Annotated in this window: 20 protein-coding genes; 5 read left to right on the forward strand and 15 right to left on the reverse strand. The window is 68.4% G+C overall.

All coding sequences use genetic code 11. The annotated features are described in order from the left end of the window. Nucleotides 1-28: 28 nt before the first annotated feature. The 3 genes from AC0L6Y_RS11925 to AC0L6Y_RS11935 all read right to left on the reverse strand — a co-directional run bounded on the left by AC0L6Y_RS11925 (nt 29) and on the right by AC0L6Y_RS11935 (nt 4,422). On the reverse strand, nt 29-2,185 hold the full coding sequence (locus AC0L6Y_RS11925; protein ID WP_473552689.1) for an ATP-dependent Clp protease ATP-binding subunit: 2,157 nt from the start codon (nt 2,183-2,185) through the stop codon (nt 29-31). Between the two features lie 33 nt (nt 2,186-2,218). Then, nucleotides 2,219-3,301: a class I SAM-dependent methyltransferase gene (locus AC0L6Y_RS11930; protein ID WP_473552692.1), complete on the reverse strand. Its 1,083-nt coding sequence runs from the start codon at nt 3,299-3,301 to the stop codon at nt 2,219-2,221. 71 nt (nt 3,302-3,372) lie between these two features. Beyond that, nucleotides 3,373-4,422 (reverse strand): isopenicillin N synthase family dioxygenase, encoded by a 1,050-nt coding sequence (locus tag AC0L6Y_RS11935; protein ID WP_473552696.1) that lies wholly within the window; start codon nt 4,420-4,422, stop codon nt 3,373-3,375. A gap of 63 nt (nt 4,423-4,485) precedes the next feature. Here AC0L6Y_RS11935 and AC0L6Y_RS11940 point away from each other — a divergent pair, with 63 nt between their 5' ends. Next, a complete protein-coding gene (locus tag AC0L6Y_RS11940) occupies nt 4,486-5,133 on the forward strand; it encodes a helix-turn-helix domain-containing protein (protein ID WP_473552699.1) in 648 nt (215 codons plus the stop codon). A gap of 3 nt (nt 5,134-5,136) precedes the next feature. Here AC0L6Y_RS11940 and AC0L6Y_RS11945 read toward each other — a convergent pair whose 3' ends face one another. From AC0L6Y_RS11945 to dnaK, 4 genes are read right to left on the reverse strand one after another with little or no spacing between them, the layout of a single operon-like run. After that, on the reverse strand, nt 5,137-5,562 hold the full coding sequence (locus AC0L6Y_RS11945; RefSeq protein WP_473552703.1) for a heat shock protein transcriptional repressor HspR: 426 nt from the start codon (nt 5,560-5,562) through the stop codon (nt 5,137-5,139). A 15-nt stretch (nt 5,563-5,577) separates the two neighbouring features. Continuing rightward, the gene (locus AC0L6Y_RS11950; RefSeq protein WP_473552706.1) at nt 5,578-6,579 is read right to left on the reverse strand and encodes a DnaJ C-terminal domain-containing protein; all 1,002 of its coding nucleotides are present in this window, start codon (nt 6,577-6,579) and stop codon (nt 5,578-5,580) included. 16 nt (nt 6,580-6,595) lie between these two features. Beyond that, on the reverse strand, nt 6,596-7,204 hold the full coding sequence (locus AC0L6Y_RS11955; RefSeq protein WP_473552709.1) for a nucleotide exchange factor GrpE: 609 nt from the start codon (nt 7,202-7,204) through the stop codon (nt 6,596-6,598). 2 nt (nt 7,205-7,206) lie between these two features. Beyond that, on the reverse strand, nt 7,207-9,075 hold the full coding sequence (gene dnaK / locus AC0L6Y_RS11960) for a molecular chaperone DnaK (protein WP_473552712.1): 1,869 nt from the start codon (nt 9,073-9,075) through the stop codon (nt 7,207-7,209). A gap of 191 nt (nt 9,076-9,266) precedes the next feature. Between dnaK and AC0L6Y_RS11965 the strand changes: the two genes are divergently transcribed. Together AC0L6Y_RS11965 and AC0L6Y_RS11970 are read left to right on the forward strand one after the other, a co-directional pair. Then, nucleotides 9,267-10,736 (forward strand): MFS transporter, encoded by a 1,470-nt coding sequence (locus AC0L6Y_RS11965; RefSeq protein WP_473552715.1) that lies wholly within the window; start codon nt 9,267-9,269, stop codon nt 10,734-10,736. 72 nt (nt 10,737-10,808) lie between these two features. Further along, nucleotides 10,809-11,264, forward strand: coding sequence for a MarR family winged helix-turn-helix transcriptional regulator (locus AC0L6Y_RS11970; protein WP_473552719.1), 456 nt, complete (start codon nt 10,809-10,811; stop codon nt 11,262-11,264). Between the two features lie 9 nt (nt 11,265-11,273). On the opposite strand, the gene AC0L6Y_RS11975 is transcribed toward AC0L6Y_RS11970, so the two are convergent. From AC0L6Y_RS11975 to AC0L6Y_RS12000, 6 genes are read right to left on the reverse strand one after another with little or no spacing between them, the layout of a single operon-like run. Continuing rightward, nucleotides 11,274-12,131, reverse strand: coding sequence for a prenyltransferase (locus tag AC0L6Y_RS11975; RefSeq protein WP_473552721.1), 858 nt, complete (start codon nt 12,129-12,131; stop codon nt 11,274-11,276). Beyond that, nucleotides 12,128-12,544 (reverse strand): lycopene cyclase domain-containing protein, encoded by a 417-nt coding sequence (locus AC0L6Y_RS11980; protein WP_473552723.1) that lies wholly within the window; start codon nt 12,542-12,544, stop codon nt 12,128-12,130. The genes AC0L6Y_RS11975 and AC0L6Y_RS11980 overlap by 4 nt, the downstream gene beginning before the upstream one ends. 2 nt (nt 12,545-12,546) lie before the next feature. Continuing rightward, nucleotides 12,547-12,876 carry a lycopene cyclase domain-containing protein gene (locus AC0L6Y_RS11985; RefSeq protein WP_473552726.1) on the reverse strand — a complete coding sequence of 110 codons (330 nt, stop codon included), beginning with the start codon at nt 12,874-12,876 and terminating at the stop codon, nt 12,547-12,549. Then, a complete protein-coding gene (gene crtI, locus AC0L6Y_RS11990) occupies nt 12,873-14,432 on the reverse strand; it encodes a phytoene desaturase family protein (RefSeq protein ID WP_473552729.1) in 1,560 nt (519 codons plus the stop codon). Before crtI ends, AC0L6Y_RS11985 begins: the two co-directional genes overlap by 4 nt. Continuing rightward, on the reverse strand, nt 14,429-15,340 hold the full coding sequence (locus tag AC0L6Y_RS11995; RefSeq protein ID WP_473552732.1) for a phytoene/squalene synthase family protein: 912 nt from the start codon (nt 15,338-15,340) through the stop codon (nt 14,429-14,431). The genes crtI and AC0L6Y_RS11995 overlap by 4 nt, the downstream gene beginning before the upstream one ends. Further along, the gene (locus AC0L6Y_RS12000) at nt 15,337-16,407 is read right to left on the reverse strand and encodes a polyprenyl synthetase family protein (protein WP_473552734.1); all 1,071 of its coding nucleotides are present in this window, start codon (nt 16,405-16,407) and stop codon (nt 15,337-15,339) included. The genes AC0L6Y_RS11995 and AC0L6Y_RS12000 overlap by 4 nt, the downstream gene beginning before the upstream one ends. A 20-nt stretch (nt 16,408-16,427) precedes the next feature. Between AC0L6Y_RS12000 and idi the strand changes: the two genes are divergently transcribed. Then, nucleotides 16,428-16,976, forward strand: coding sequence for an isopentenyl-diphosphate Delta-isomerase (idi, locus tag AC0L6Y_RS12005; RefSeq protein ID WP_473552736.1), 549 nt, complete (start codon nt 16,428-16,430; stop codon nt 16,974-16,976). 158 nt (nt 16,977-17,134) lie between these two features. Here the strand turns inward: idi and dcd are convergent, their stop codons facing one another. After that, the gene (gene dcd / locus AC0L6Y_RS12010) at nt 17,135-17,740 is read right to left on the reverse strand and encodes a dCTP deaminase (RefSeq protein ID WP_473552738.1); all 606 of its coding nucleotides are present in this window, start codon (nt 17,738-17,740) and stop codon (nt 17,135-17,137) included. 596 nt (nt 17,741-18,336) lie between these two features. Between dcd and AC0L6Y_RS12015 the strand changes: the two genes are divergently transcribed. After that, complete coding sequence (locus AC0L6Y_RS12015; protein ID WP_473552741.1) at nt 18,337-19,524, forward strand: DNA cytosine methyltransferase; 1,188 nt, start codon at nt 18,337-18,339, stop codon at nt 19,522-19,524. A 25-nt stretch (nt 19,525-19,549) separates the two neighbouring features. Here AC0L6Y_RS12015 and AC0L6Y_RS12020 read toward each other — a convergent pair whose 3' ends face one another. Next, on the reverse strand, nt 19,550-20,965 hold the full coding sequence (locus AC0L6Y_RS12020; RefSeq protein WP_473552745.1) for a PDDEXK family nuclease: 1,416 nt from the start codon (nt 20,963-20,965) through the stop codon (nt 19,550-19,552). Nucleotides 20,966-21,331: the final 366 nt, after the last annotated feature.

A 21,331-nucleotide genomic window follows, 5' to 3' on the forward strand; every position in this document is an offset into this window, starting at 1 on the left:
GCCCGCGCCCGGGAAGGCGCGCGGGGGATCAGTCGTCGTCGCGGGGGGCGTGCGTGACCTGGAGCTCGTCGCCTGAAAGGTCGACGCGCACGGTGTCGCCGTCGCGCACCTCGCCCGAGAGCAGCGCGCGCGCCAGGTTGTCGTCGATCTCGTGCTGCATGAGGCGGCGAAGCGGTCGGGCGCCGTACACCGGGTCGAACCCGCGCTCGGCCAGCCAGGCCCGGGCATCCGGGGTGACGGCCAGCTGCAGTCGGCGCTCACTGAGTCGACGCTCGAGCCGATCGATGTACAGCGACACGATCTGCCCCAGGTCGTCCTTGCTGAGCGGCGCGAACACGACGATGTCGTCGAGCCGGTTCACGAACTCCGGCTTGAACGAGGTGCGCACGAGGTCGTGCACCGCCTCGACCTTGGTCGACCACTCGAGCGTCTGGTCGGTCAGGAAGTGGCTGCCCAGGTTCGAGGTGAGGATCAGGATCGTGTTGCGGAAGTCGACCGTGCGGCCCTGGCCGTCGGTGAGGCGCCCGTCGTCGAGCACCTGCAGCAGCACGTCGAAGACCTCGGGATGCGCCTTCTCGACCTCGTCGAGCAGGATCACCGAGTACGGGCGTCGCCGCACCGCCTCGGTCAGCTGTCCGCCCTGCTCGTAGCCGACGTAGCCGGGAGGGGCGCCGACGAGGCGCGAGACGGAGAACTTCTCGCCGTACTCGCTCATGTCGATTCGCACGAGAGCCTTCTCGTCGTCGAACAGGTACTCGGCGAGCGCCTTCGCCAGCTCGGTCTTGCCGACGCCGGTGGGCCCGAGGAACAGGAACGAGCCGGTCGGCCGGTCGGGGTCGGAGATGCCGGCGCGCGTACGGCGCACCGCCTCGCTGACCGCGCGCACCGCATCCTTCTGGCCGATCAGGCGCTTGCCGAGCTCGCCCTCCAGGTGCAGCAGCTTCTCGGTCTCGCCCTGCTGCAGCTTGGCGACCGGGATGCCGGTCCACGCCGCGACCACGGCGGCGATGTCCTCGTCGGTCACCTGGTCGTTGACCATGCGGGGGCCGCTCTGCTCGGCCTGCTCGGCCGCGGCGAGACGCTTCTCGATTCCCGGGATCGTCTCGTAGTTGAGCTTGGAGGCCTTCTGGTAGTCGCCCTCGCGCATCGCCTTGTCGAGTTCGATGCGGGTGTCGTTGAGCATGCTCTTCAGGTCGCCGACGGAGTGCAGCGTGCTCTTCTCGGCGTTCCAGCGCATCTGCAGCGCGTCGAGCTCCTTCTCCTTGACGCTCAGGTCGGCGCGCAGCTTCTCGAGGCGCTCCTTGGAGGCGGCGTCCTTCTCCTTCTTCAGCGCCAGCTCTTCGATGCGGAGCCGGTCGACGGCGCGCTTGAGCTCGTCGATCTCGACCGGGCTGGAGTCGATCTCCATCTTGAGCCGGCTCGCCGCCTCGTCGATCAGGTCGATCGCCTTGTCCGGCAGCTGCCGGGCGGTGATGTACCGATTGGAGAGGGAGGCGGCGGCGACCAGCGCGCTGTCGGCGATCGTCACCTTGTGGTGCGCCTCGTAGCGCTCCTTCAGGCCGCGCAGGATCGCGACGGTGTCTTCGACGCTCGGCTCGCCGACGTAGACCTGCTGGAAGCGGCGCTCGAGCGCGGCATCCTTCTCGATGAACTCGCGGTACTCGTTGAGGGTGGTGGCGCCGATCAGACGCAGCTCACCGCGGGCGAGCATCGGCTTCAGCATGTTGGCCGCCGCGACGCTGCCCTCACCGCCGCCGGCGCCCATGAGGGTGTGCAGCTCGTCGATGAAGGTGATGACCTTGCCGTCGGAGTCGTTGATCTCCTTGAGGACGGCCTTGAGCCGCTCCTCGAACTCGCCGCGGTATTTGGCTCCGGCGATGAGGGCGGCGAGGTCGAGCGAGACGAGCTGCTTGTCTTTCAGCGAGTCGGCGACGTCACCCGCGACGATGCGCTGGGCGAGGCCCTCGACGACGGCGGTCTTGCCGACGCCGGGCTCCCCGATGAGCACGGGGTTGTTCTTGGTGCGGCGGGTGAGCACCTGGCTGATGCGGCGGATCTCCGAGTCGCGCCCGATGACCGGGTCGAGCTTGCCGCTCTTGGCGATCTCGGTGAGGTTGACGCCGTACTGCTCGAGGGCGCTCTTCTGCTCCTCCTGGCTGGAGGGCGCGCCTTGCATGTTCGCCATGGTGCTCCAAACTTGAGTGCGTGTGACTCAAGTTTACACCCGGCGACGCGAGGCCGTCACTGTGAACTTGCTGGTGCGGTGCACCTGGCGGGTCGGTCCGACCACGCGCTCGAGCACGGCGCGGTGCCCGAGATGCGAGTTGAAGACCGTCCACAGCTCGCCGCCCGGGCGCAGCACGCGTGCGGCCCCCTCGAAGATCGCGCGCGAGACCCCCTCGTGCACGGCGGCGCCGCTGTGGAACGGCGGGTTCAGCACGATCAGGTCGGCGCTGGCGGGCGGCTGGGCCGCGAGTGCGGCATCGCGTTCGACCTCCACCTCGAGTCCGTTCGCCGCCATGGTGAGCCGCGCCGACTCGACGGCGGCGCTCGACTGGTCGCTCGCGAGCACCCGCGCCTCGGGGCGCAGTCGGGCGAGAGAGGCGGCGAGGATGCCGGTGCCGCAGCCCAGATCGATCGCCCGATCGAAGGCGGGAAGCCGATCGAACACGTCGAGCAGGGCGCGCGTGCCGATGTCGAGCGAGGTGCCGGCGAAGACACCTCCGGTCGCGACCACCCACAGGCCGAGCTCATCGTGGAACTCGCGACGAGGTTCGACGGCTCCGCCCGGCCGCGGACCGCGCGCGATCAAAAGACGGGACTTCTGCCGCGCGAGCGAGACGTCGAGCCGGTCGAAGTGCCGTCGCAGCACCTCGTTCATGCGCGGTGTCATGTGCTTGAGTCGCCCGCCCGCGATGACGACCACCTCGGGGTCGGCCTCCCGGGCGATCAGCGCCGCGATCTCCTCCAGTGCCTCCAACGATCGCGGCAGCCGCACGAGCACCAGCGTCGCGCCCGCGACGAGTTCGGCATCGAGCGGCAGCTGCCGGTAGTCGCCCGCGCCGTTCGCACGCAGCGCGAGCTCGCCGAGCAGGGCATCCTGATGCACCCGCACCCCGCTCGCCCCGCGGTCGAGCGCGCCGAGGGTGAGCGCGCCGTGGGTGTCGCCGATGATCGCCAGTCGCGAGGTCGCGAGCGCCGACCCGGCCTGGTCGAGCAGGTAGGCATCGGCGGCGTCCCAGGCGCGAAGCTCGGGCGCCTCGAAGTCGGGCCGTCGACGCAGGTCGTCGAACGAGAACATGAGGCGCCCAGTCTAGAGGCGCCCGGTCTCGAGGCGCCCGGTCTCGAGGCGCCCGTGCGGGAGGCGCCGGACTAGCTCGCCGACGCCGAGAGCACGCGCGTGGCCTCGCGCTCGGTGTCGTCGGTGTTGTTGACCAGGTCGCGCGATCCGCGCAGCTTCGCCGCGATGTGCTCGCCGACCGTGATCGGCTTGTAGAGCGGCTCCTCCCCCTCGGCGAGGATGCCCGGGAGCGTCGAGATCACGGCGTCGACGTCGCCGTCGAAGAAGTAGGCAGCCGAGCGGCGGCGGCGGATCGTGCCGTTGATCACCGGGGGCTTCACCCGGTGCAGGGTCGAGCGCCACTGGTCGTTCGTGAGACGCGCGGTCACGTCACCGAGGTTCACCAGCAGCGCACCCGGCAGCGGCGAGACGTCGTTCCAGCCGCCCTGGTCGTCGAGCACCTGGAGGCCCTTGACGTCGTCGGCCCACAGCAGCGTGACGATGCCGAAATCGGTGTGCTCGCCCATGCCGATCAGGTCGCCGTCGAGTTCGACCTTCGCGCCGTCCGGCAGCGCGTAGTTGTTCATGCGCAGCACGTCGAGCGAGTGGTCGGTCATGCCGGCGAGCGTGCCGGCCGGCAGGTGGAGCGCGTCCTCGAAGATGCGGATCATGACGTGCGCGACCGATCCGGCGTGCGTCATCCAGTTCTCGACGTCGGACTGGAACTCTTCGACCTCGGGCCAGATGTTCGCCGCGTAGTCGATCGGATCGAGTTCGACGTGCGGGTAGTCGGCCTGGGTGGCGCCGGTGTTGAACGCCTCGAAGAAGTCGTTCATGCGCTCGGCCTTCTCGACGCCGAGGCTGTAGCTGAGGCGCTCCGACTTCGGCGGGGAGTAGCCGCGGTTGATGCCCTTCGGCGCGCGGTAGCGCTTCTTCTCCTCGAGCGGCAGCGCGAAGAAGCGGTCGATGGCGCGGCCGAGCCGCTGCCAGGTCTCCAGCGGGATGCCGTGGCCGGTGATCTGCATGAAGCCGACCGTGCGGGCGGCCTCGTCGATCTGGCGGGCGATCTCGCGACGCTCCTCGTCGCTGCCCTCGCCGATGTAGGCGCTGATGTCGATCGCGGGGACGGCAAAGACGGACATGTAGGCTCTCCTCACGATCGCGATCCGAGGGATTGCGGCTGATAGGTATTGGTTATCGCTATCTTGTCCGATTCCCCGCGCGAACAGGTTTCCGACGCGTTACAGATCGATGAGAACGACCGCGTCCTCGGCGTCATCGGCACCGCGATCGCCGACGCGCGGGCCGCCGCGGGCCTCTCGATGCGAGAACTCGCCCGCCGCGCCAAGGTCAGCCAGCCATTCCTCAGCCAGGTCGAGCGCGGCCGCACCGTTCCCTCGCTGCTGACGCTGTACCGCATCGCCGGCGCCCTCGAGATCTCGCCGAGCTCGCTGATGCCCGCGATCGGCGGGGAGAGCGAGACCCTCGTCGTCCGCGCCGACGAGGGCGCCCGGCTGCCGGTGAGTGACCGCACCGACGCCGCCGTCGGCCGACTGCTCGCCGCGGGACCCGATCACCGGCTCGAGGTCGTCGAGTACCGCATCCGGCCCGGCGAGGACCTCGGCGGCTGGTTCGAGTCCACCGGGGAGATGACCGTCTACCTCGTCGACGGCTCGCTCGACGTCGAGGTCGAGCAGGTCGGACAGTGGACGCTGGCCGCGGGCGACGCGATCACGCATCCAGCGGATCGCCCGCACCGCTGGCGGCCCGGCCCGGACGGCGCGACCGTGCTGCTGGCGCTCGCCCGCGAGATCGGCACCGCCCAGCCGGGGCGGCGCAGCGTCGAGGGCTGAGCCTCAGTCGCTCGGCGGCAGCATCGGCCGCCAGACGACGACCTGGTTGCGCTTCACGCGCGTGCCCGCCCGCAGGCTCACCACGTCGCCGCGCGCGCCCGCCGCGAACACACGACGGCCGGGGCGATTGAGCAGCTCATCGGCGAGGGCGCCCTCGAGCTCCCGCACGCGCTCGGTGAGCGCCTCGACCTCATTCTCGAGCTCGAGAATGCGCCGGATGCCCTCCAGGTTGAGCCCCTCGGAGCTCAGCCGGGCGATCTCGCGCAGCTGCACCACGTCGCGCATCGAGTAGCGCCGCGACTGGCCGGCGGTGCGGCGCGGGCTGACCAGCCCCATGCGGTCGTACTGCCGCAGCGTCTGAGGATGCATCCCGCTCAGCTCGGCCGCGACGGCAATCGCGAACAGCGGGCTGTTCTCGTCAACGGTCATCGCGTCCCCCGTGCCTTATGCGTTCCGAGCTCGACTCAGCAGATCATCTCGCGGATTCTCGGCCGGCATCGCCGCCGCGAAGTCATCCAGCGCCTGACGCGCCTTGTCCGGCAGATGGCTCGGCACCGCCACCACGACGGTGGCGAGCAGGTCGCCAGTGCCCTTCGCCGTAACGACGCCGCGGCCCTTGACGCGCAGCACCCGCCCGCTCGGCGTTCCGGGGGCGACTCGCAGGCGCACCGGGTCGCCGTCGAGGGTCGGAACCTCGATCGTCGCGCCATTGACCGCCTCGACGAACGTGACCGGGACATCGACGCGCAGGTTCAGGCCGTCGCGGGTGAACACCGGATGCGGGCGCACCGAGACGGCGATCACCAGGTCGCCGGGCTGTCCGCCGTCCGGGCTCGGCGAACCGGCCCCGCGGACGCGGATCTTCTGACCGTCGGCCACCCCCGAGGGGATCTTCGCCTTGGTCGTGCGTCCGCTCTGCATCTGGATGCTCACGGTGGTGCCGTGGATCGCGTCGAGGAAGTCGATCGTCGTCGCGCCGACCGCGTCGGCGCCCTTGGTGGGGCCGCCGAATCCGCGGTAGCCGCCGCTCGAGGTGCCGAAGCCGCCGGCGCTGGCTCCGCCGAACATGCCGCCCAGCAGGTCCTCGAACTCGGACTGGCGCGCGCTCGCGCGACGGCCGCCGCGCGGACCGCCCGGCTGACCGAACAGGCCGCTGAACACGTCGTCGAAGCCGCCCTGGGGGCCGCCGGCGGTGAACCGCGCACCGCCGGCGCCCATGGCGCGCATCTGGTCGTACTCGGCGCGCTGCTCCGGATCGGAGAGCACCGTGTACGCCTCGCTGACCTCTTTGAACCGCGCCTCGGCCTTCGCATCGCCCGGATTGGAGTCCGGGTGATACTGCCGAGCCAGCTTGCGATAGACCTTCTTCAGCTCGGCATCGGAGGCATCCTTCGACGTGCCCAGCACGGCGTAGAAGTCCTTCTCGAACCAGTCCTGACTGGCCATCGGATCTCCGCTCGTTCTATTCGGGGACGCTGACGGCGACCTTGGCCGCGCGAATGAGCCGCTCGCCGAGGGCGTAGCCGGGCTCGATCACATCGGCCACGGTGTTCACCGTCACCTCCGCGCTCGGGAGCTGCACGAGGGCCTCGTGGAGCTTCGGGTCGAAGGGCTCGCCCTTCTCGCCGACGCGCCGCAGCCCGTACTTCTCGAAGCCCGCACGGATCTTCTGCGACACGATCGTGAGCGGGCTGCCCTCGACCAGGTCGCCGTGCGCGTCCGCGCGATCGAGGTCGTCGATCGCGGGAAGCAGCGAGCGGATCACCTCGGCGATGACCGCCTCGCGGTTCGCCTGGCGGTCGCGCTCCACCCGGGTGCGGAAGTTCTTGAGCTCGGCCTCGGCACGAGCGGCCCGCTCGCGGTACTCCGCGACCAGGTCCCGCTCGGCCTCGGCCAGCAGCTCAAGATCGGCGTCGCTCAGCTCGACATCGGCGTCCTCCGCCGCGATCAGGTCCTCGACTCCGTCGACCTCGGCGGTGGCGCCGTCCTCCGACGCCACCTCCTCGGTCGACTCCTCGGGCGCCTCATCGGGCGTCGTGGGCTCGTCGTTGTTGCTTCGCTCGTCCGACATGACTACTTCTTGGGCTCCTCGTCGTCGACGATCTCCGCGTCGACGATGTCGTCCTCACCGGGCTGCTCGGCGGCGGGCTCGCCCGCCTCGCCGGCCGCCGCGGCGGCCTCCGCGTCGGCGGCACCGGCCGCGTAGATCGCCTCGCCGAGCTTCGTCTGGCTCTCGCTGAGCTTGTCGAACGCGGTCTTCACGGCCGCGTCGTCCTCGCCCTGGAGCGCGGTCTTCAGCGCATCCACGTCGCCCTGCACCTCGGTCTTGACGTCCTCGGGCAGCTTCTCGGCGTTGTCGGTGATGAGCTTGTCGACCGAGTAGGCGAGCTGCTCGGCGGCGTTGCGGGTCTCCGCCGACTCACGGCGGGCCTTGTCCTCCGCGGCGTGCTCCTCGGCCTCGCGCACCATGCGCTCGATGTCGTCCTTCGGCAGCGACGAGCCGCCGGTGATGGTCATCGACTGCTCCTTGCCGGTGCCCTTGTCCTTGGCGGACACGTGCACGATGCCGTTCGCGTCGATGTCGAAGGTGACCTCGACCTGCGGAACGCCGCGCGGCGCGGGGGCGATGCCGGTCAGCTCGAAGGTGCCGAGCGGCTTGTTGTCACGCGTGAACTCGCGCTCGCCCTGGTACACCTGGATCGCGACCGACGGCTGGTTGTCGTCGGCGGTCGTGAAGGTCTCGCTGCGCTTGGTCGGGATGGCCGTGTTGCGCTCGATGAGCTTGGTCATGATGCCGCCCTTGGTCTCGATGCCGAGACTCAGCGGGGTGACGTCGATGAGCAGCACGTCCTTGCGCTCACCCTTCAGCACACCGGCCTGCAGCGCGGCGCCGACGGCGACGACCTCGTCCGGGTTGACGCCCTTGTTCGGGTCCTTGCCGCCGAGCTCCTTCTTGACGAGCTCCGCGACGGCCGGCATGCGGGTGGAGCCGCCGACGAGCACGACGTGCGCGATGTCGGCGACCTTGATGCCCGCCTCCTTGATGACGTCCTGGAACGGCTTCTTGGTGCGGTCGAGGAGGTCGGAGGTCATCTGCTCGAACTGGGCGCGGGTGAGCGACTCGTCGAGGTTGGCCGGGCCGTTCTCGGTGAGCGAGAGGTAGGGCAGCTGGATGTTGGTGCTGGTCGAGCTCGACAGCTCCTTCTTGGCCTGCTCCGCCGCCTCCTTGAGTCGCTGGAGGGCGATCTTGTCCTTGGAGACGTCGACGCCGGTGGTCTCCTTGAACTTCTTGATGAGGTGCTCGACGACGCGGTGGTCCCAGTCGTCACCGCCGAGGCGGTTGTCACCGGCGGTGGCGCGCACCTGGATGGTCGAGAAGTCGTCGTCCTTGCCCACCTCGAGGAGGGAGACGTCGAAGGTTCCGCCACCGAGGTCGAAGACGAGGATGAGCTCGTCCTCCTTGCCCTTGTCGAGGCCGTAGGCCAGGGCCGCGGCGGTCGGCTCGTTGATGATGCGCAGCACGTTGAGGCCCGCGATCTCACCGGCCTCCTTGGTGGCCTGACGCTCGGCGTCGTTGAAGTAGGCGGGAACCGTGATGACGGCGTCGGTGACGTTCTCGCCCAGGTACTGCTCGGCGTCGCGCTTCAGCTTGCCGAGGATGCGGGCCGAGAGCTCCTGCGGCGTGTACTTCTTGCCGTCGATCTCGGTCGACCAGTCGGTGCCCATGTGGCGCTTGACGCTCGCGATGGTGCGGTCGACGTTGGTGACCGCCTGGCGCTTCGCGGTCTCTCCGACGAGGACCTCGCCGTCCTTGGTGAACGCGACGATCGACGGCGTCGTGCGGAATCCCTCCGCGTTGGCGATGACGGTGGGTTCGCCACCTTCGAGGACGGAGACGACCGAGTTGGTCGTTCCGAGGTCGATTCCGACTGCTCGAGCCATGTGGGGTATCTCCTTGTGAGTCTGTGGTTCACGACGGGGTGAGGTTCACCTTGAGTCGCGCGGTATCAAGTTTACGGTCGCGTTCCTGTGCGTCAAGTTGACACAGCGAATCTTGAGTCTTCTCGACTCAAGTCACGCCGCGCCGGGGTGTTCTTTACCGCCGGTTCACCCGACAGCAGTAGCGTGCGTGCATGACCGAGACCACGCCGGGTGCCGACGACGCTGACGACACCACCACCCCGCCGACTCCGCCGATCTACGGGAACACCCGCGCCATCGGCACCGTGGGGCAGGGGCTGCTCGCCGACCAGCCGATTCCGAAGTCGCGCGTGCGCGCCTGGGCGCTGTGGGACTGGGGCTCCGCCTCGTTCAACGCGGTCGTCACGACCTTCGTCTTCTCGACCTACCTCGCCAGCAGCCTCTTCGTCGACCCCGAGATCGTGGCCGCGGCGGCCGGCGACGACAGCAACCCGGCGCTCGTCGCCGCCGAGGCGGCCAACGCCACCGTGATCTCGGGGGCGCTCACCATCGCGGGCGTGCTCGTCGCCCTGCTCGCCCCGATCCTCGGGCAGCGCTCGGACGGCTCCGGTCGCCGCAAGCTCTGGCTCGGCATCAACACCGGCCTGGTGGTGCTGGCGATGGCCGCGATGTTCTTCGTCGCGCCCGTCCCGAGCTACATCTACCTCGGCGCCGCGCTCCTCGCCGCCGGCAACCTGTTCTTCGAGTTCGCGAGCGTCAACTACAACGCCATGCTCGTGCAGGTCTCGACGCCGAAGACCGTCGGACGCGTCTCCGGATTCGGCTGGGGCATGGGCTACGTCGGCGGCATCGTGCTGCTCATCATGCTGCTCGTCCTGTTCATCCAGAACTTCGGCAGCGAGACCGGCAACGGACTCCTGAACGTGCCGTTCGGAACCGAGGGCGGCGCCCTCGACATCCGCCTCGCGATCCTGGTCTCCGCCCTCTGGTTCGCCGTCTTCGCCCTGCCGGTGCTGATCAAGGTCCCTGAGATCCCGAAGAAGACCCGCGAGAACCGGGTCGGCATCCTCGGCAGCTACCGTCAGCTGTTCCGCACCATCGCCGCGCTCGCCCGGAAGAGCCCGCAGGTGCTGCTGTTCCTGCTCGCCAGCGCCGTGTTCCGCGACGGCCTCGCCGGGGTCTTCACCTTCGGCGCGATCATCGCCGCGCAGGTGTTCGGCTTCAGCTCCACCGAGGTCATCTACTTCGCCGTCGCGGCCAACCTGGTGGCGGGCATCGGCACCTTCATCGGCGGCTGGGTCGACGACCGGCTCGGCGCCAAGAACGTCATCATCGGCTCGCTCGTCGGACTGCTGATCGCCGGCAGCGCCGTGCTGTTCATCGGCGACGCCAAGACCGGATTCTGGATCGCCGGGCTGTTCCTGACGCTCTTCGTCGGGCCGGTGCAGGCCGCCAGCCGCAGCTTCCTGGCGCGGATCACGCCCCCCGGCCGCGAGGGCGAGATCTTCGGCCTCTACGCGACGACCGGTCGCGCCGTCAGCTTCCTCGCGCCCGGCCTGTTCACGCTGTTCGTCGGGTTCACCGGCGACACCCGCTTCGGCATCATCGGCATCGTGCTTGTGCTGCTCGCGGGCCTGCTGCTCATGCTGCCGGTCAAGCCCAAGCAGTCGCAGATCGAGTGACGGGCGCCGCACGCACCTGAACACGCGCTGGAGAGCCTGGCCCGACACGGCGCGTCCGCGTAGCGTGGAGGCATGAACGGCACGCCCGAAGGCGCCGCGCGCCCGATCGGTTTCTGGCTCAAGCTCGTCGACCGACTCATCAACGAGAAGTTCGACGAGGTGCTCATCGAGCACGGCGTCACGCATCGGCAGTGGCAGCTGCTCACCGTGCTGTCGCGCGGCCCGGCCGACCTGGCCACCCTCGATGCGACCATTTCGCCGTACCTGGCCGACAGTCCCGACGATCCGGATTCGAGCGCCGAGCACCTCGCCGAACTGGTCGACAGCGAGTGGCTGGTGCTGAGCGGCGGCCACTACGAGGTCACCGAGTCGGGCGCGAACGTGTTCGAGCGGCTCAGCGACGTCGTCACCGAGCATCTGCACGCGGTCGGCGCCGGGCTCAGCGAGGAGCAGTACGCGCAGACGCTCGAGGCGCTGGAGCGCATGGCCCGGAACCTCGGCTGGACCGACGACCCGGACGGCCCGTAGCGGGAGCGCTCAGCCGAGCAGCGCCCCGGCGATCAGCAGCATCGTGACGAGGAACCCGGTGGCGAAGTTGAGCCACAGGAAGCGGCGCCAGCCGCGGTTGGCCGTCTCGGACTCCTCCTCCGTGACGTTCCACCACGGCGCCGCATTCAGCGCGTAGGGCACCGCGAGCAGCGCGGCGAGAATTCCCGGCCAGGGCAGCAGCAGGAGCAGCGCGCCCGCGACGAGGTAGGCCGCGATCGCGAGCCGGGTGGTCGCGCGCGGGCCGATCACGGTCGCGATCGATCCGATCCCGGCCTCGCGGTCGGGCAGCACATCCTGCACCGCCCCGAAGGCGTGGGAGGCGGTGCCCCAGAGGAAGAACGCGACGATCACGGCGACGGTCACGGGCGTCCACTCGGCGCCGACCAGCACGAGGGCGTAGACGGCGGGCGAGACGAAGTGCGTGCTGGAGGTGACCGAGTCCAGGAACGGCCGCTCCTTGAAGCGCAGGCCCTTCGCCGAGTAGGCGACCACGGCGAACAGGCTCACGGCGAGCACCAGCCAGCTGAGCGGATCGCCGACCACGACGAGGTAGACCACGAACGGCAGCGCGACCAGGCCGGAGAGCCACAGCGTCAGGCGGTGGTAGCGCGGCTGCAGCAGCGCGCCCTCGACGCCGCCCTTGCGCGGGTTGCGCAGGTCGGACTCGTAGTCGAAGACGTCGTTGATGCCGTACATCGCCAGGTTGTACGGCACCAGGAAGAACAGGGTGCCGACGATGAGCGTCGCGTCGACGCGCCCGGTGGCGAGCACGTAGGCGGCGGCGAACGGGTAGGCGGTGTTGACCCAGCTGAGCGGCCGGCTGGTCAGGAACAGCGCGCGGATCACGCCTCCCCCTCCCGCCCGGGTGCGTCGTTTCTCCGGAGATCTCGGCCGGATGCGCTGGCGGCGCCTGGAACGACGGGGGTGCCCTGCGGATCCTCCGGAGACGTGTGCACGGAGGCGCGGGGACCGCCGAGCATCGCCCACAGCGCGGGCAGCAGCACGATCGCGCCGATCGTGTACGCGAAGTCCTCGATCGGGGCGACGCCGATCGTGCGTCCGCTGGTCAGGGCGACGTCGTAGGCGACGATCCCGGTGCCGACCAGCACGTTGTCGAAGATCGCCGTCAGCACGAGGGTGATCACGGCCGCGGCGCCGACGGCACGGCCGCTCGGGGCGCGTCGGGCCAGTAGCGACACGAGCAGCACGAGCACGGCGGCGATCAGGAACTGCAGGTTGAGAAGCCAGTAGGTCAGCATGGTCAGCCTCGCGCCTCCCCGCGCCGGGCGAGCAGGCGGGCCACCGCGCCGTAGCTGTTCATCACCGTGTAGCAGAGCAGGGCGAGGAAGAAGAGCTCCTCCAGCGGCAGCTCCGGGCCGAGCAGCACGCCGGTCAGCAGCTCCGGGTTGCCGCGGAAGAAGATGCCGGCGTCGATGCCCGCGACATCCCAGATCAGGAAGTAGGTGATCCCGACCGCCATCACGATCGCGGCGCGCCACCAGGAGTGGGCGAAGAACAGCCGGAAGCGCACATCCAGCACGACCATCCCGGTCAGCGAGATCAGCAGCCCGACCAGGTAGAGGGCGTTCACGCGCGCTCCAGCGGTTCCGGCATCGGTCCGGCGCTCGTGTCGCCGCGCAGCCGCTTCACGATCAGCTCGGCGCTGATCAGGCACATCGGCAGGCCGATGCCGGGGATCGTCGAGCCGCCGACATAGAGCAGATTGTCGACCTTCTTGCTCTTGTTGCCGGCCCGGAAGAACGCGCTCTGGCTCAGCGTGTGCGCGGGGCCGAGCGCGGTGCCCTTCCAGGCGTTCAGGTCGGTCTGGAAGTCGCGCGGTGCGATCGTGCGGCGCACGACGATGCGGTCGGCGAGGTCCGGGGTGCCCGTCCAGTCGGCGATCTGCGCGATCACCCGGTCGGCGAGCGCCTCCACCTCGGCGTCGCCCGCGCCGTCCACGCCGCCGGCGCCGATCGTCGGATCGGCGGGCAGCGGAACCAGCACGAACAGGTTCTCGTGGCCTTCGGGGGCGACCGAGGCATCCACCCCGCTGGGCTTGCAGACATACAGCGACGGGGTCGCCGGGATGCGCGACGGGCTGTCGAAGATCGCCCCGAAGTTCTCGTCCCAGTCCTCCGAGAACAGCAGCGTGTGGTGCTCGAGGTTCGGCAGCTCGCCGCGCACGCCGAGCAGCAGCAGCAGGGCGCTCGGCCCCGCGGTGCGCTTGGCCCAGTACGACTCGGGGAAGGTGCGGTCGGCGGCGTTCTCGAGCAGCCGGGTCTCGGTGTGGTGCAGGTCGGCGGCCGACACCACCAGTTCGGCATCCAGTCGCTCCGTCGCGCCGTCGGCACCGACGACCTCCACGCCGACGGCACGGCCGTTCTCGACCACAATGCGCTGCACGCTCGCCCCGGTGCGCACCTCGGCGCCCTCCGCCGCGGCGAGCGCCGCGATCCGCTCGATGACGACGGTGAAGCCGCCCTGCGGGTAGAAGACGCCCTCCTCGAGGTCGAGGTGGCTCATCAGCGAGTACATGCTCGGCGCGAGCCGCGGCGCCGAGCCGAGGAACACCGCCGGGTAGCCGAGGATCTGCCGCAGCCGTCGCTCGGTGACGGTGCGGGCGGCGAGCGAGTGCAGCGACTCGGTGAGCAGCCGGGTGAGGCGCCCGCCGCGCGCGACGACACGACGCGAGAAGACCGGGCCGAGCTTGTCGAAGGTGGAGTAGAGGAAGTGATCGATCGCGAGCCGCGTGATCTCCTTCGCCTTGTCGAGGTAGCGGGCGAGCTTGGCGCCGGCACCCGGTTCGACGCTCTCGAAGAGGGCGATGTTGGCCTCGCGGTTCGCGGCGATGTCGAGCGGCTCAGGGTGGCCTTCGCCGAAGACCCGGTAGCCGGGGTCGAGCTGGGTCAGGCTCAGCTGCTCGTCGGCGGTGGTGCCGAGCAGCCGGAAGAAGTGGTCGAACACCTCCGGCATCAGATACCAGGAGGGTCCGGTGTCGAAGCGGAACCCGTCGCGCTCCCAGGATCCGGCACGACCGCCGACCACGTCACGCTGCTCCAGCACGGTGACCTCGTGGCCGTCGCGGGCGAGCAGCGCCGCGGTCGCGAGTCCCGCGATGCCGCCGCCGATGATGATCGCGCGCGTCATCGGGCGGTCCGAACATTCGCGGCGAGCGCCAAGCGCAGCTTCACCGGATCCGGCACCCGCACGCGCGTCGTGAGCAGGTCCGCCGCGGGCGTCGCCCGCAGCCGGGTCGACAACTCTCCGAACAGCGCGTGGGCGAGGCTCACCCCGCGTCGTGCGTTCGCCGGCAGCAGCGGCACCGACCGCGCCGCGGTCGCCAGTTCGGCGTCGATGTCGTCGAGCAGCCGCACCTTGTCCTCCTCGTCGAACTTCTGCGGGTCGAGCCCGGGGAAGTAGCTGCGACCCAGCGCCTCGACATCGGCGGAGAGATCCCGCAGGAAGTTGACCTTCTGGAACGCCGAGCCGAGCGCGCGCGCCCCGGCCACCAGGGTCTCCCGGTCCTCGGCGGTGCGCTCAGTGCCGTCGTCGGCGAGGAACACCGCCAGGCACATCAGCCCGACCACCTCGGCGGAGCCGTAGACGTAGCGCTCGAAGCTGTCATGGTCGTGGCGGGTGAGCGAGAGATCCATCCGCATCGATTCGAAGAACGGCGCCGTCAGCTCGGCGCCGAATCCCGCCCAGCGGGCCGTGCGCGCGAAGGCGTGCACGACCAGGTTGGCGCTGTAGCCCTCCTCGATCGCGCGCTCCGTGTCGCGCTCCAGGTCGTTCAGCAGCCGGGCCGCCACGACCGTGTCGAGGCCCGCCTGCTCGGCACCGCCGTCGACGATCTCATCGGCGACGCGCACGAGGGCGTAGAGGTTCTCGATCGGCTGCCGCACCCCGCGGCCGAGCAGCCGCGAGGCCATCCCGAACGAGGTCGAATAGCGTGCGATGACCAGGCTCGCCGTCTCCTCGGCGAGCGCCGAGTACAGCTCCAGGCGCGGACCACCATCGTCGGCGCGCTTCTCGGCACGCCGTTCCCGTCGACTCACTTCACGCGCTCCAAGACCTCGTCCGCCACCGGGATCAGTACATCACGCAGCGCCGACGGAACGTGCGGCGCCGACAGCCGCTCCAGGCCGCGTCGCGAATAGTCGCGCGCGAGCGACTCCAGGTAGCGTCGCGCGCCGCAGTCGGTGAGGAACGCGCGGATGCGGTCGGCCCCCGCCTCGTCGAGGTCCGGGTTGCCGAAGTCGGCCGCGAACTCGCCCCAGCCGCTGCGCATCATCGCGTAGGCGATCAGCACGGTGCGCTTGCCCTCGCGCAGGTCGCCGAGCGTCGTCTTGCCCGTCAGCGACTCCGCGCCGAAGACGCCGAGCAGGTCGTCGACGAGCTGGAAGGCGATGCCGATCTCGCGACCGAAGTCGCCGAGGGTGGCGACCACCGCATCCGAGGCGCCGGCGAGAATCGCGCCCGCCTGCAGCGGGCACTCGAAGGTGTAGACCGCGGTCTTCAGCCGCACCATCCGCAGGATGTCGTGCACGGGCGGGGGCTCGTCGCCGCCCGAGTAGTCGATGTCGATCAGCTCGCCGGCAGCGCTCGCGAACAGCGCCTCGTCGAGCACCTCGAGCAGCCGGTCGCGCACGACGTCGTTCGCACCGCTGCGGTCGATCAGCCGGTAGGCGTTGAACAGTGCCAGGTCGCCGGCGATGACCGCCGCACTGGCACCGCGGTGCTCGGCGGTCGCCACATCGAGGCCGCGCCCGAGGGCCCGGTCGCGGTAGATGCCGGCGATGTTGGGGGCGCCGCGGCGCACGAAGTCCCGGTCGATGACGTCGTCGTGGATGATGAGCGCGGTGTGAAGCAGTTCGAACGCGGCGCCGACGTAGGCGGGCGGCTCGACCTCGATGCCGCCGAGCGCGTCGTAGGCGAGCGACACCATCCGCGGCCGGAATCGCTTGCCGCCGACCGTGTTCGCCTCCAGGGATTCCCACAGGTCGACGTAGCTCGCGTCGAGCGTGCGGGCTCGGGAAAGCTGCGCGCGGAAGAACTGCGCCAGCACGTTGTCGACGACAGCCTGCCGGTCTTCGGTGACCATCTCCGACGGAGAATGCTTCATTCCGGCAGACTACCTTCAGGATGAGCCCGCACCCAGAGACCTTCGGCCCTGTCGAGAACGAGCTCGTGGTTCTGCTCGATGAGCAGGGCACGGCGATCGGCACGGCCGACAAGGCGAGCGTTCACGACGAGTCGACGCCGCTGCATCTGGCGTTCTCGTGCCACGTCTCCGACCGATCCGGCCGGGTGCTGGTGACCCGTCGCGCGCTCGGCAAGAAGACGTGGCCGGGGGTGTGGACGAACTCGTTCTGCGGCCACCCGGGACCCGGCGAGGACATGGTCGAGGCGATCCGCCGCCGCGCCCGCCAGGAGCTCGGGCTCGAGATCGGCGAGATCACGGTCGCGCTTCCCGAGTTCCGCTACCGCGCCGTGGATGCCTCCGGAATCGTCGAGAACGAGATCTGCCCCGTGTACACGGCCGTCGCGGATGCCGACCCGGTTCCCGCCGCCGACGAGGTCGCCGAGTGGGCATGGGTCGACCCGGCCGAGCTGCGCGCCGCGGTCGGGGCCACGCCCTTCGCGTTCAGCCCCTGGCTCGGCTGGCAGCTCGCCGCCTGGCCCGCGGGTTGAGTAGCCCAAAGAGCGTGTCGAAACCGCCCGGATTCACACCAGGTTTCGATACGGCGCTTCGCGCCTACTCAACCGCCAAGGCTGAGCGGGTTGAGTAGCCGACGCAGTCGGCGTATCGAAACCGCGGGTTGAGTAGCCCGCAGGGCGTATCGAAACCCCTAGTTCCCGAGCGCTCCCGCATCCGTCGCACTCACGTCGGTGCGGTGGAAGTTCTGGAAGCTGCGCGAGGCGGTCGGCCCACGCTGCCCCTGGTAGCGGTTCGCGTACGGCCCCGAGCCGTAGGGGTTCTCGACCGGCGAGCTGGTGCGAATGAAGCACAGCTGCCCGATCTTCATCCCCGGCCACAGCTTGATCGGCAGAGTCGCGACGTTGCTGAGCTCGAGGGTGACGTGCCCCGAGAAGCCGGGGTCGACGAATCCGGCGGTCGAATGCGTCAAGAGGCCCAGGCGGCCGAGGCTCGACTTGCCTTCGAGGCGCGCCGCCACATCGTCGGGCAGGGACACCAGCTCGAACGTGGAGCCGAGCACGAACTCGCCCGGGTGCAGGATGAACGGCTCACCCGGCTTCGCCTCCACCAGGCGGGTCAGCTCGGGCTGCTCCTCGGCCGGGTCGATGAACGGGTACTTGTGGTTGTCGAACAGCCGGAAGTAGCGGTCGAGGCGCACGTCGACACTCGACGGCTGCACCATGTCCAGATCGAGAGGGTCGAGTCCGATTCGGCCGGTCGACAGCTCGGCGCGGATGTCGCGATCGCTCAGCAGCATGGGTCGAGACTAGCGGCACCGCGCGGAGGTAGTTCAATGGCCGGACCTCAGCTTCCCGAGCTGATTTCGCTGCACTTCCCCGTATGTTCGTGATCGCTCGGCGTTCCCCTCCTGGTAGCGGCCGTCGCCCACGAAGCATGTCGCGGCGCAAGGCGCGCAACGGTTGTTTAGCCGGCGGAGCTACTAGCTCAAGGGCGCCGGCGCGCGCCCTCAAGGTCACTCATGGGGAGAGGCTAGCCTCCGCCTCGATGCCACTGCTGAGGCCGGTTTGGCTGGCGGGGCGTGGCGCTCGGCGTTCGCGTAGGCGCTGAATAGTATTGACACACCACGAGCACCCGTAGCTAGCCATCGAGAGAAGGCCTTGCCCGCTTCCAATGACGAAAACCAGCCATGACGGCAGAGCGCCGGGTCGGCCCCGTGCTTTGTCCGACGATGACGTGATGATGGCGTTGTCGGGGTTGCTGACTGGCACTTCAGCTCAGCTTGTTGCTCGATCGCTCGGGGTGTCTCGTTCAACCATCCAACGTTTGAAACGAGACCAAGGGCTGGTTGGGCCTACGACGTCGGCACCGCCGCCATCTAACAGAAAGACAGTGATGAGCAAGACCGAGACGCGCATGATGGAACTCGCCCGAGACGCGGCTGCTCGCGCAACGGCGGGAGGAGTACGCCTGGCCACCGTAGCTGCGGAACGAACGGCTGAGGACACGAATCGAACGGTCTTTCGCCTCGGTGAGCTGTTTTCTGGCCCTGGCGGGATCGGCGTCGGCGGCGCTCGGGCTTCGATTTCAGATCCCCGCTACCGCATTGAGCATCAGTGGGCGAACGACTACGACCTGGACACCTGCCGCACCTACGCCCGCAATGTAATGGGAGACGTGGACTCGCCGGCCGTCATCCATGGCGACGTGCGCACATTGGACTTCGATCGACTCAAGACGATCGGAGACATTGACGCGTTGGCGTTCGGCTTCCCGTGCAACGACTTTTCAGTTGTCGGCGAGCGCAAGGGCTTCGATGGGACCTTTGGCCCGCTGTACACGTACGGCATCAAGGCGCTGGACTTGTTCCGGCCAGCGTTCTTTCTGGCCGAGAACGTTGGTGGACTTACGTCCAATGCCGGCGGCCAAGCGCTGAAGCAGATCCTTGTCGACATGCGCACGTCGGGCTACCGGTTGGTCCCCCATCTTTACAAGTTCGAGCAATACGGTGTACCGCAGGCGAGGCACCGAATCATCATCATCGGGATCCGGGATGACCTGGGCGTGGAATTCGAGGTGCCGAGTCCGGAGCCGTACACCACCGTCAACGTATCATCAGGTTCCGCGCTGACGAAGCCACCAATTCCGGGCTGGGCTACGAATCAAGAGCTGACTCGCCAATCCACAAGGGTGGTAGAACGTCTGAGTCTGATCGGGGAGGGGCAATCGGCGTTCACCGCGGATCTCCCCGAAGACCTTCAGATCAAGACCGCGACGAAGATTTCCCAGATCTACAAGAGGCTGGATTCCTCGAAGCCTGCTTACACCATCACTGGCTCCGGCGGGGGAGGCACTCACGTGTATCACTGGGCCGAGCCGCGAGCGCTAACCAACCGTGAGCGCGCCCGCCTGCAGACGTTCCCTGACGACTTCGTGTTCGAAGGCAACAAGGAGTCGGTGCGCAAACAGGTTGGCATGGCCGTTCCCGCTAAGGGCGCCCAGGTGATCTTCGAGGCTGTGCTCAAGAGCTTCGCGGGCGAGAGTTACCCCTCGGTGCCGTCGTCGTTTCCGGTAATCGACTAGGTGGCCGGGCTCGACCCGCAGCGGCCTAAGCAGTAGCAGCGGCGACCAGCTCCTCAAGTGAACGCTCGTGGCCCTCGACGGCCACGCTCCGGTTACCAGAGAACATGCGCCGTATCTCAGCGTGAGTGTAGGGCTGCGTTTGGAGATGGCGCTTACACATCAGGATTAGCTCTTGGGCGGTGATGGCGCCACCTGGCACATTGTTGGTGCGCGCGGACACATCTGCGATCTGCGCGTCGATGTTGGGGCCGAAAGAGCGCGCAACGTAGGCGAAGAAGCCCAAACCGCCCTCCCCGAGCCGGTACTCGGGGTAGTCCGTTACGTAGTTGTGCATGACGCCGCGATGAGCATGATGCAGGGCGTAGGTGTCGCGATATGCCTTGGTGTCGATGATCGCGCCGTACCGCTCGGTCTTCGAGTACAACACTACGTCGGGGCGGGGATCGCGCCCGGACTGCCCGATATGCTTGGCGCAGAAGCCGAACACGGTGTCGAAGATTTCTTTCGTGGCGTTCTCGAAGGCGCGGGCTGTTCGGGTCGATCCCTGCGCCAGCTCAATGTAGGACATGAAGAACCCGCCGTAGCCTGTCGCTACGCGCTCTCGAAGAACCGCTTGAACCTTTGCGGGGCTACTGGCTGTGGCGGCGGCGACTCTCGCTACGAGCGCATCGTCAATGTCGAGTATCAGCCGAGAAGTCGCGAGCTCTGTGTATTCCTTGATGATTGCGCGCTCTTGAACGAGATCCGCGCTGACGTTCTGAATTGCCTGCACTGAGCGGTTGTCTTTGCTCTTGCCTGGAGTAAGCCCGTACCGTCGCTGGAAGCGTTCTTCATGGTCCCATCCTCTGATCAAAGGTCGGCTGGACATCGCGTCGACGATCTCCTTGGCCGCGCGTTCTGCACCGGGCGTGATGCTCCAGAGGCCTCCGTGGGCGCGAGTCACCAGTTGCGTGTGGGAAAGCCAGTTACCAACGGTGTTGGCGATGTCATTCAGATTTCCGAAGAGTTTCTCGAGCGTCGCTTCGTTCGATCGTTTCGAGCGGAAGCGATTTAGGTAGTCGTGGTCCAGGCTCGCATCGCCGTGAGACCGTAGCTCCAAGATCCTCGCAACAACATCGTTCACGCAGCTCTGTGAGTTGCTATCTCCGTAGCAGAGCACGATCTTGGCGACATCCTCGGCTTGCGTCAGATACCCGCCGAGACGTTCGTCCAGGAGCAGTTGCAAAAGAAGCACGAAAGGCCTGACCGCGAAGCGCTCATTCACGCGGGAGAGAAACGCTTTCGTTGAAAACGAAGACGGGAACTGGTAATGCAAGATCTGCCTCGACATCACCTCCGCGACCGATTCTTTGCCCTCCACAATCGCCTCACCGGCGAGGGTGAGGTACAGCTGACCATCGTCTCCCTCCCACAACAGACCCAGCGATCGAAGCCACGCCACGTATGTGCGTGGGCCGCCACCGTTGGGGTCTCGCTTGTTGCGATCAGCCTTCAGGTCGTTGCTCTCGAGGCGTTGCTCGAATCGCCGCTGAGCGCCAGAAGCGCTTGCGCTCGCTTTTCGCCACGGGGAGCTACTAGCTACATGGGCAAGTTCCCTGAGTGCGCCCGGAGCCGCCGCTAGTGAGCGTTTCGGGCGAGTGACCCACCACGTGTCGCGGTTCGCAGTTGAAGTCTCAGGGGGCACCATTCCCCCATCATGCAGGAAAGGTGAGCGCGCATCGCGTAAGGCCTGCCGCGCGCCTCGGCCTCGCGTCCGACCTTCGCGAGAAGACTTGACGTGCCTTGGGTGGCGGCCGCAATCGAGGGC

This window comes from Pseudolysinimonas sp. 10J20-29, assembly GCF_055809595.1.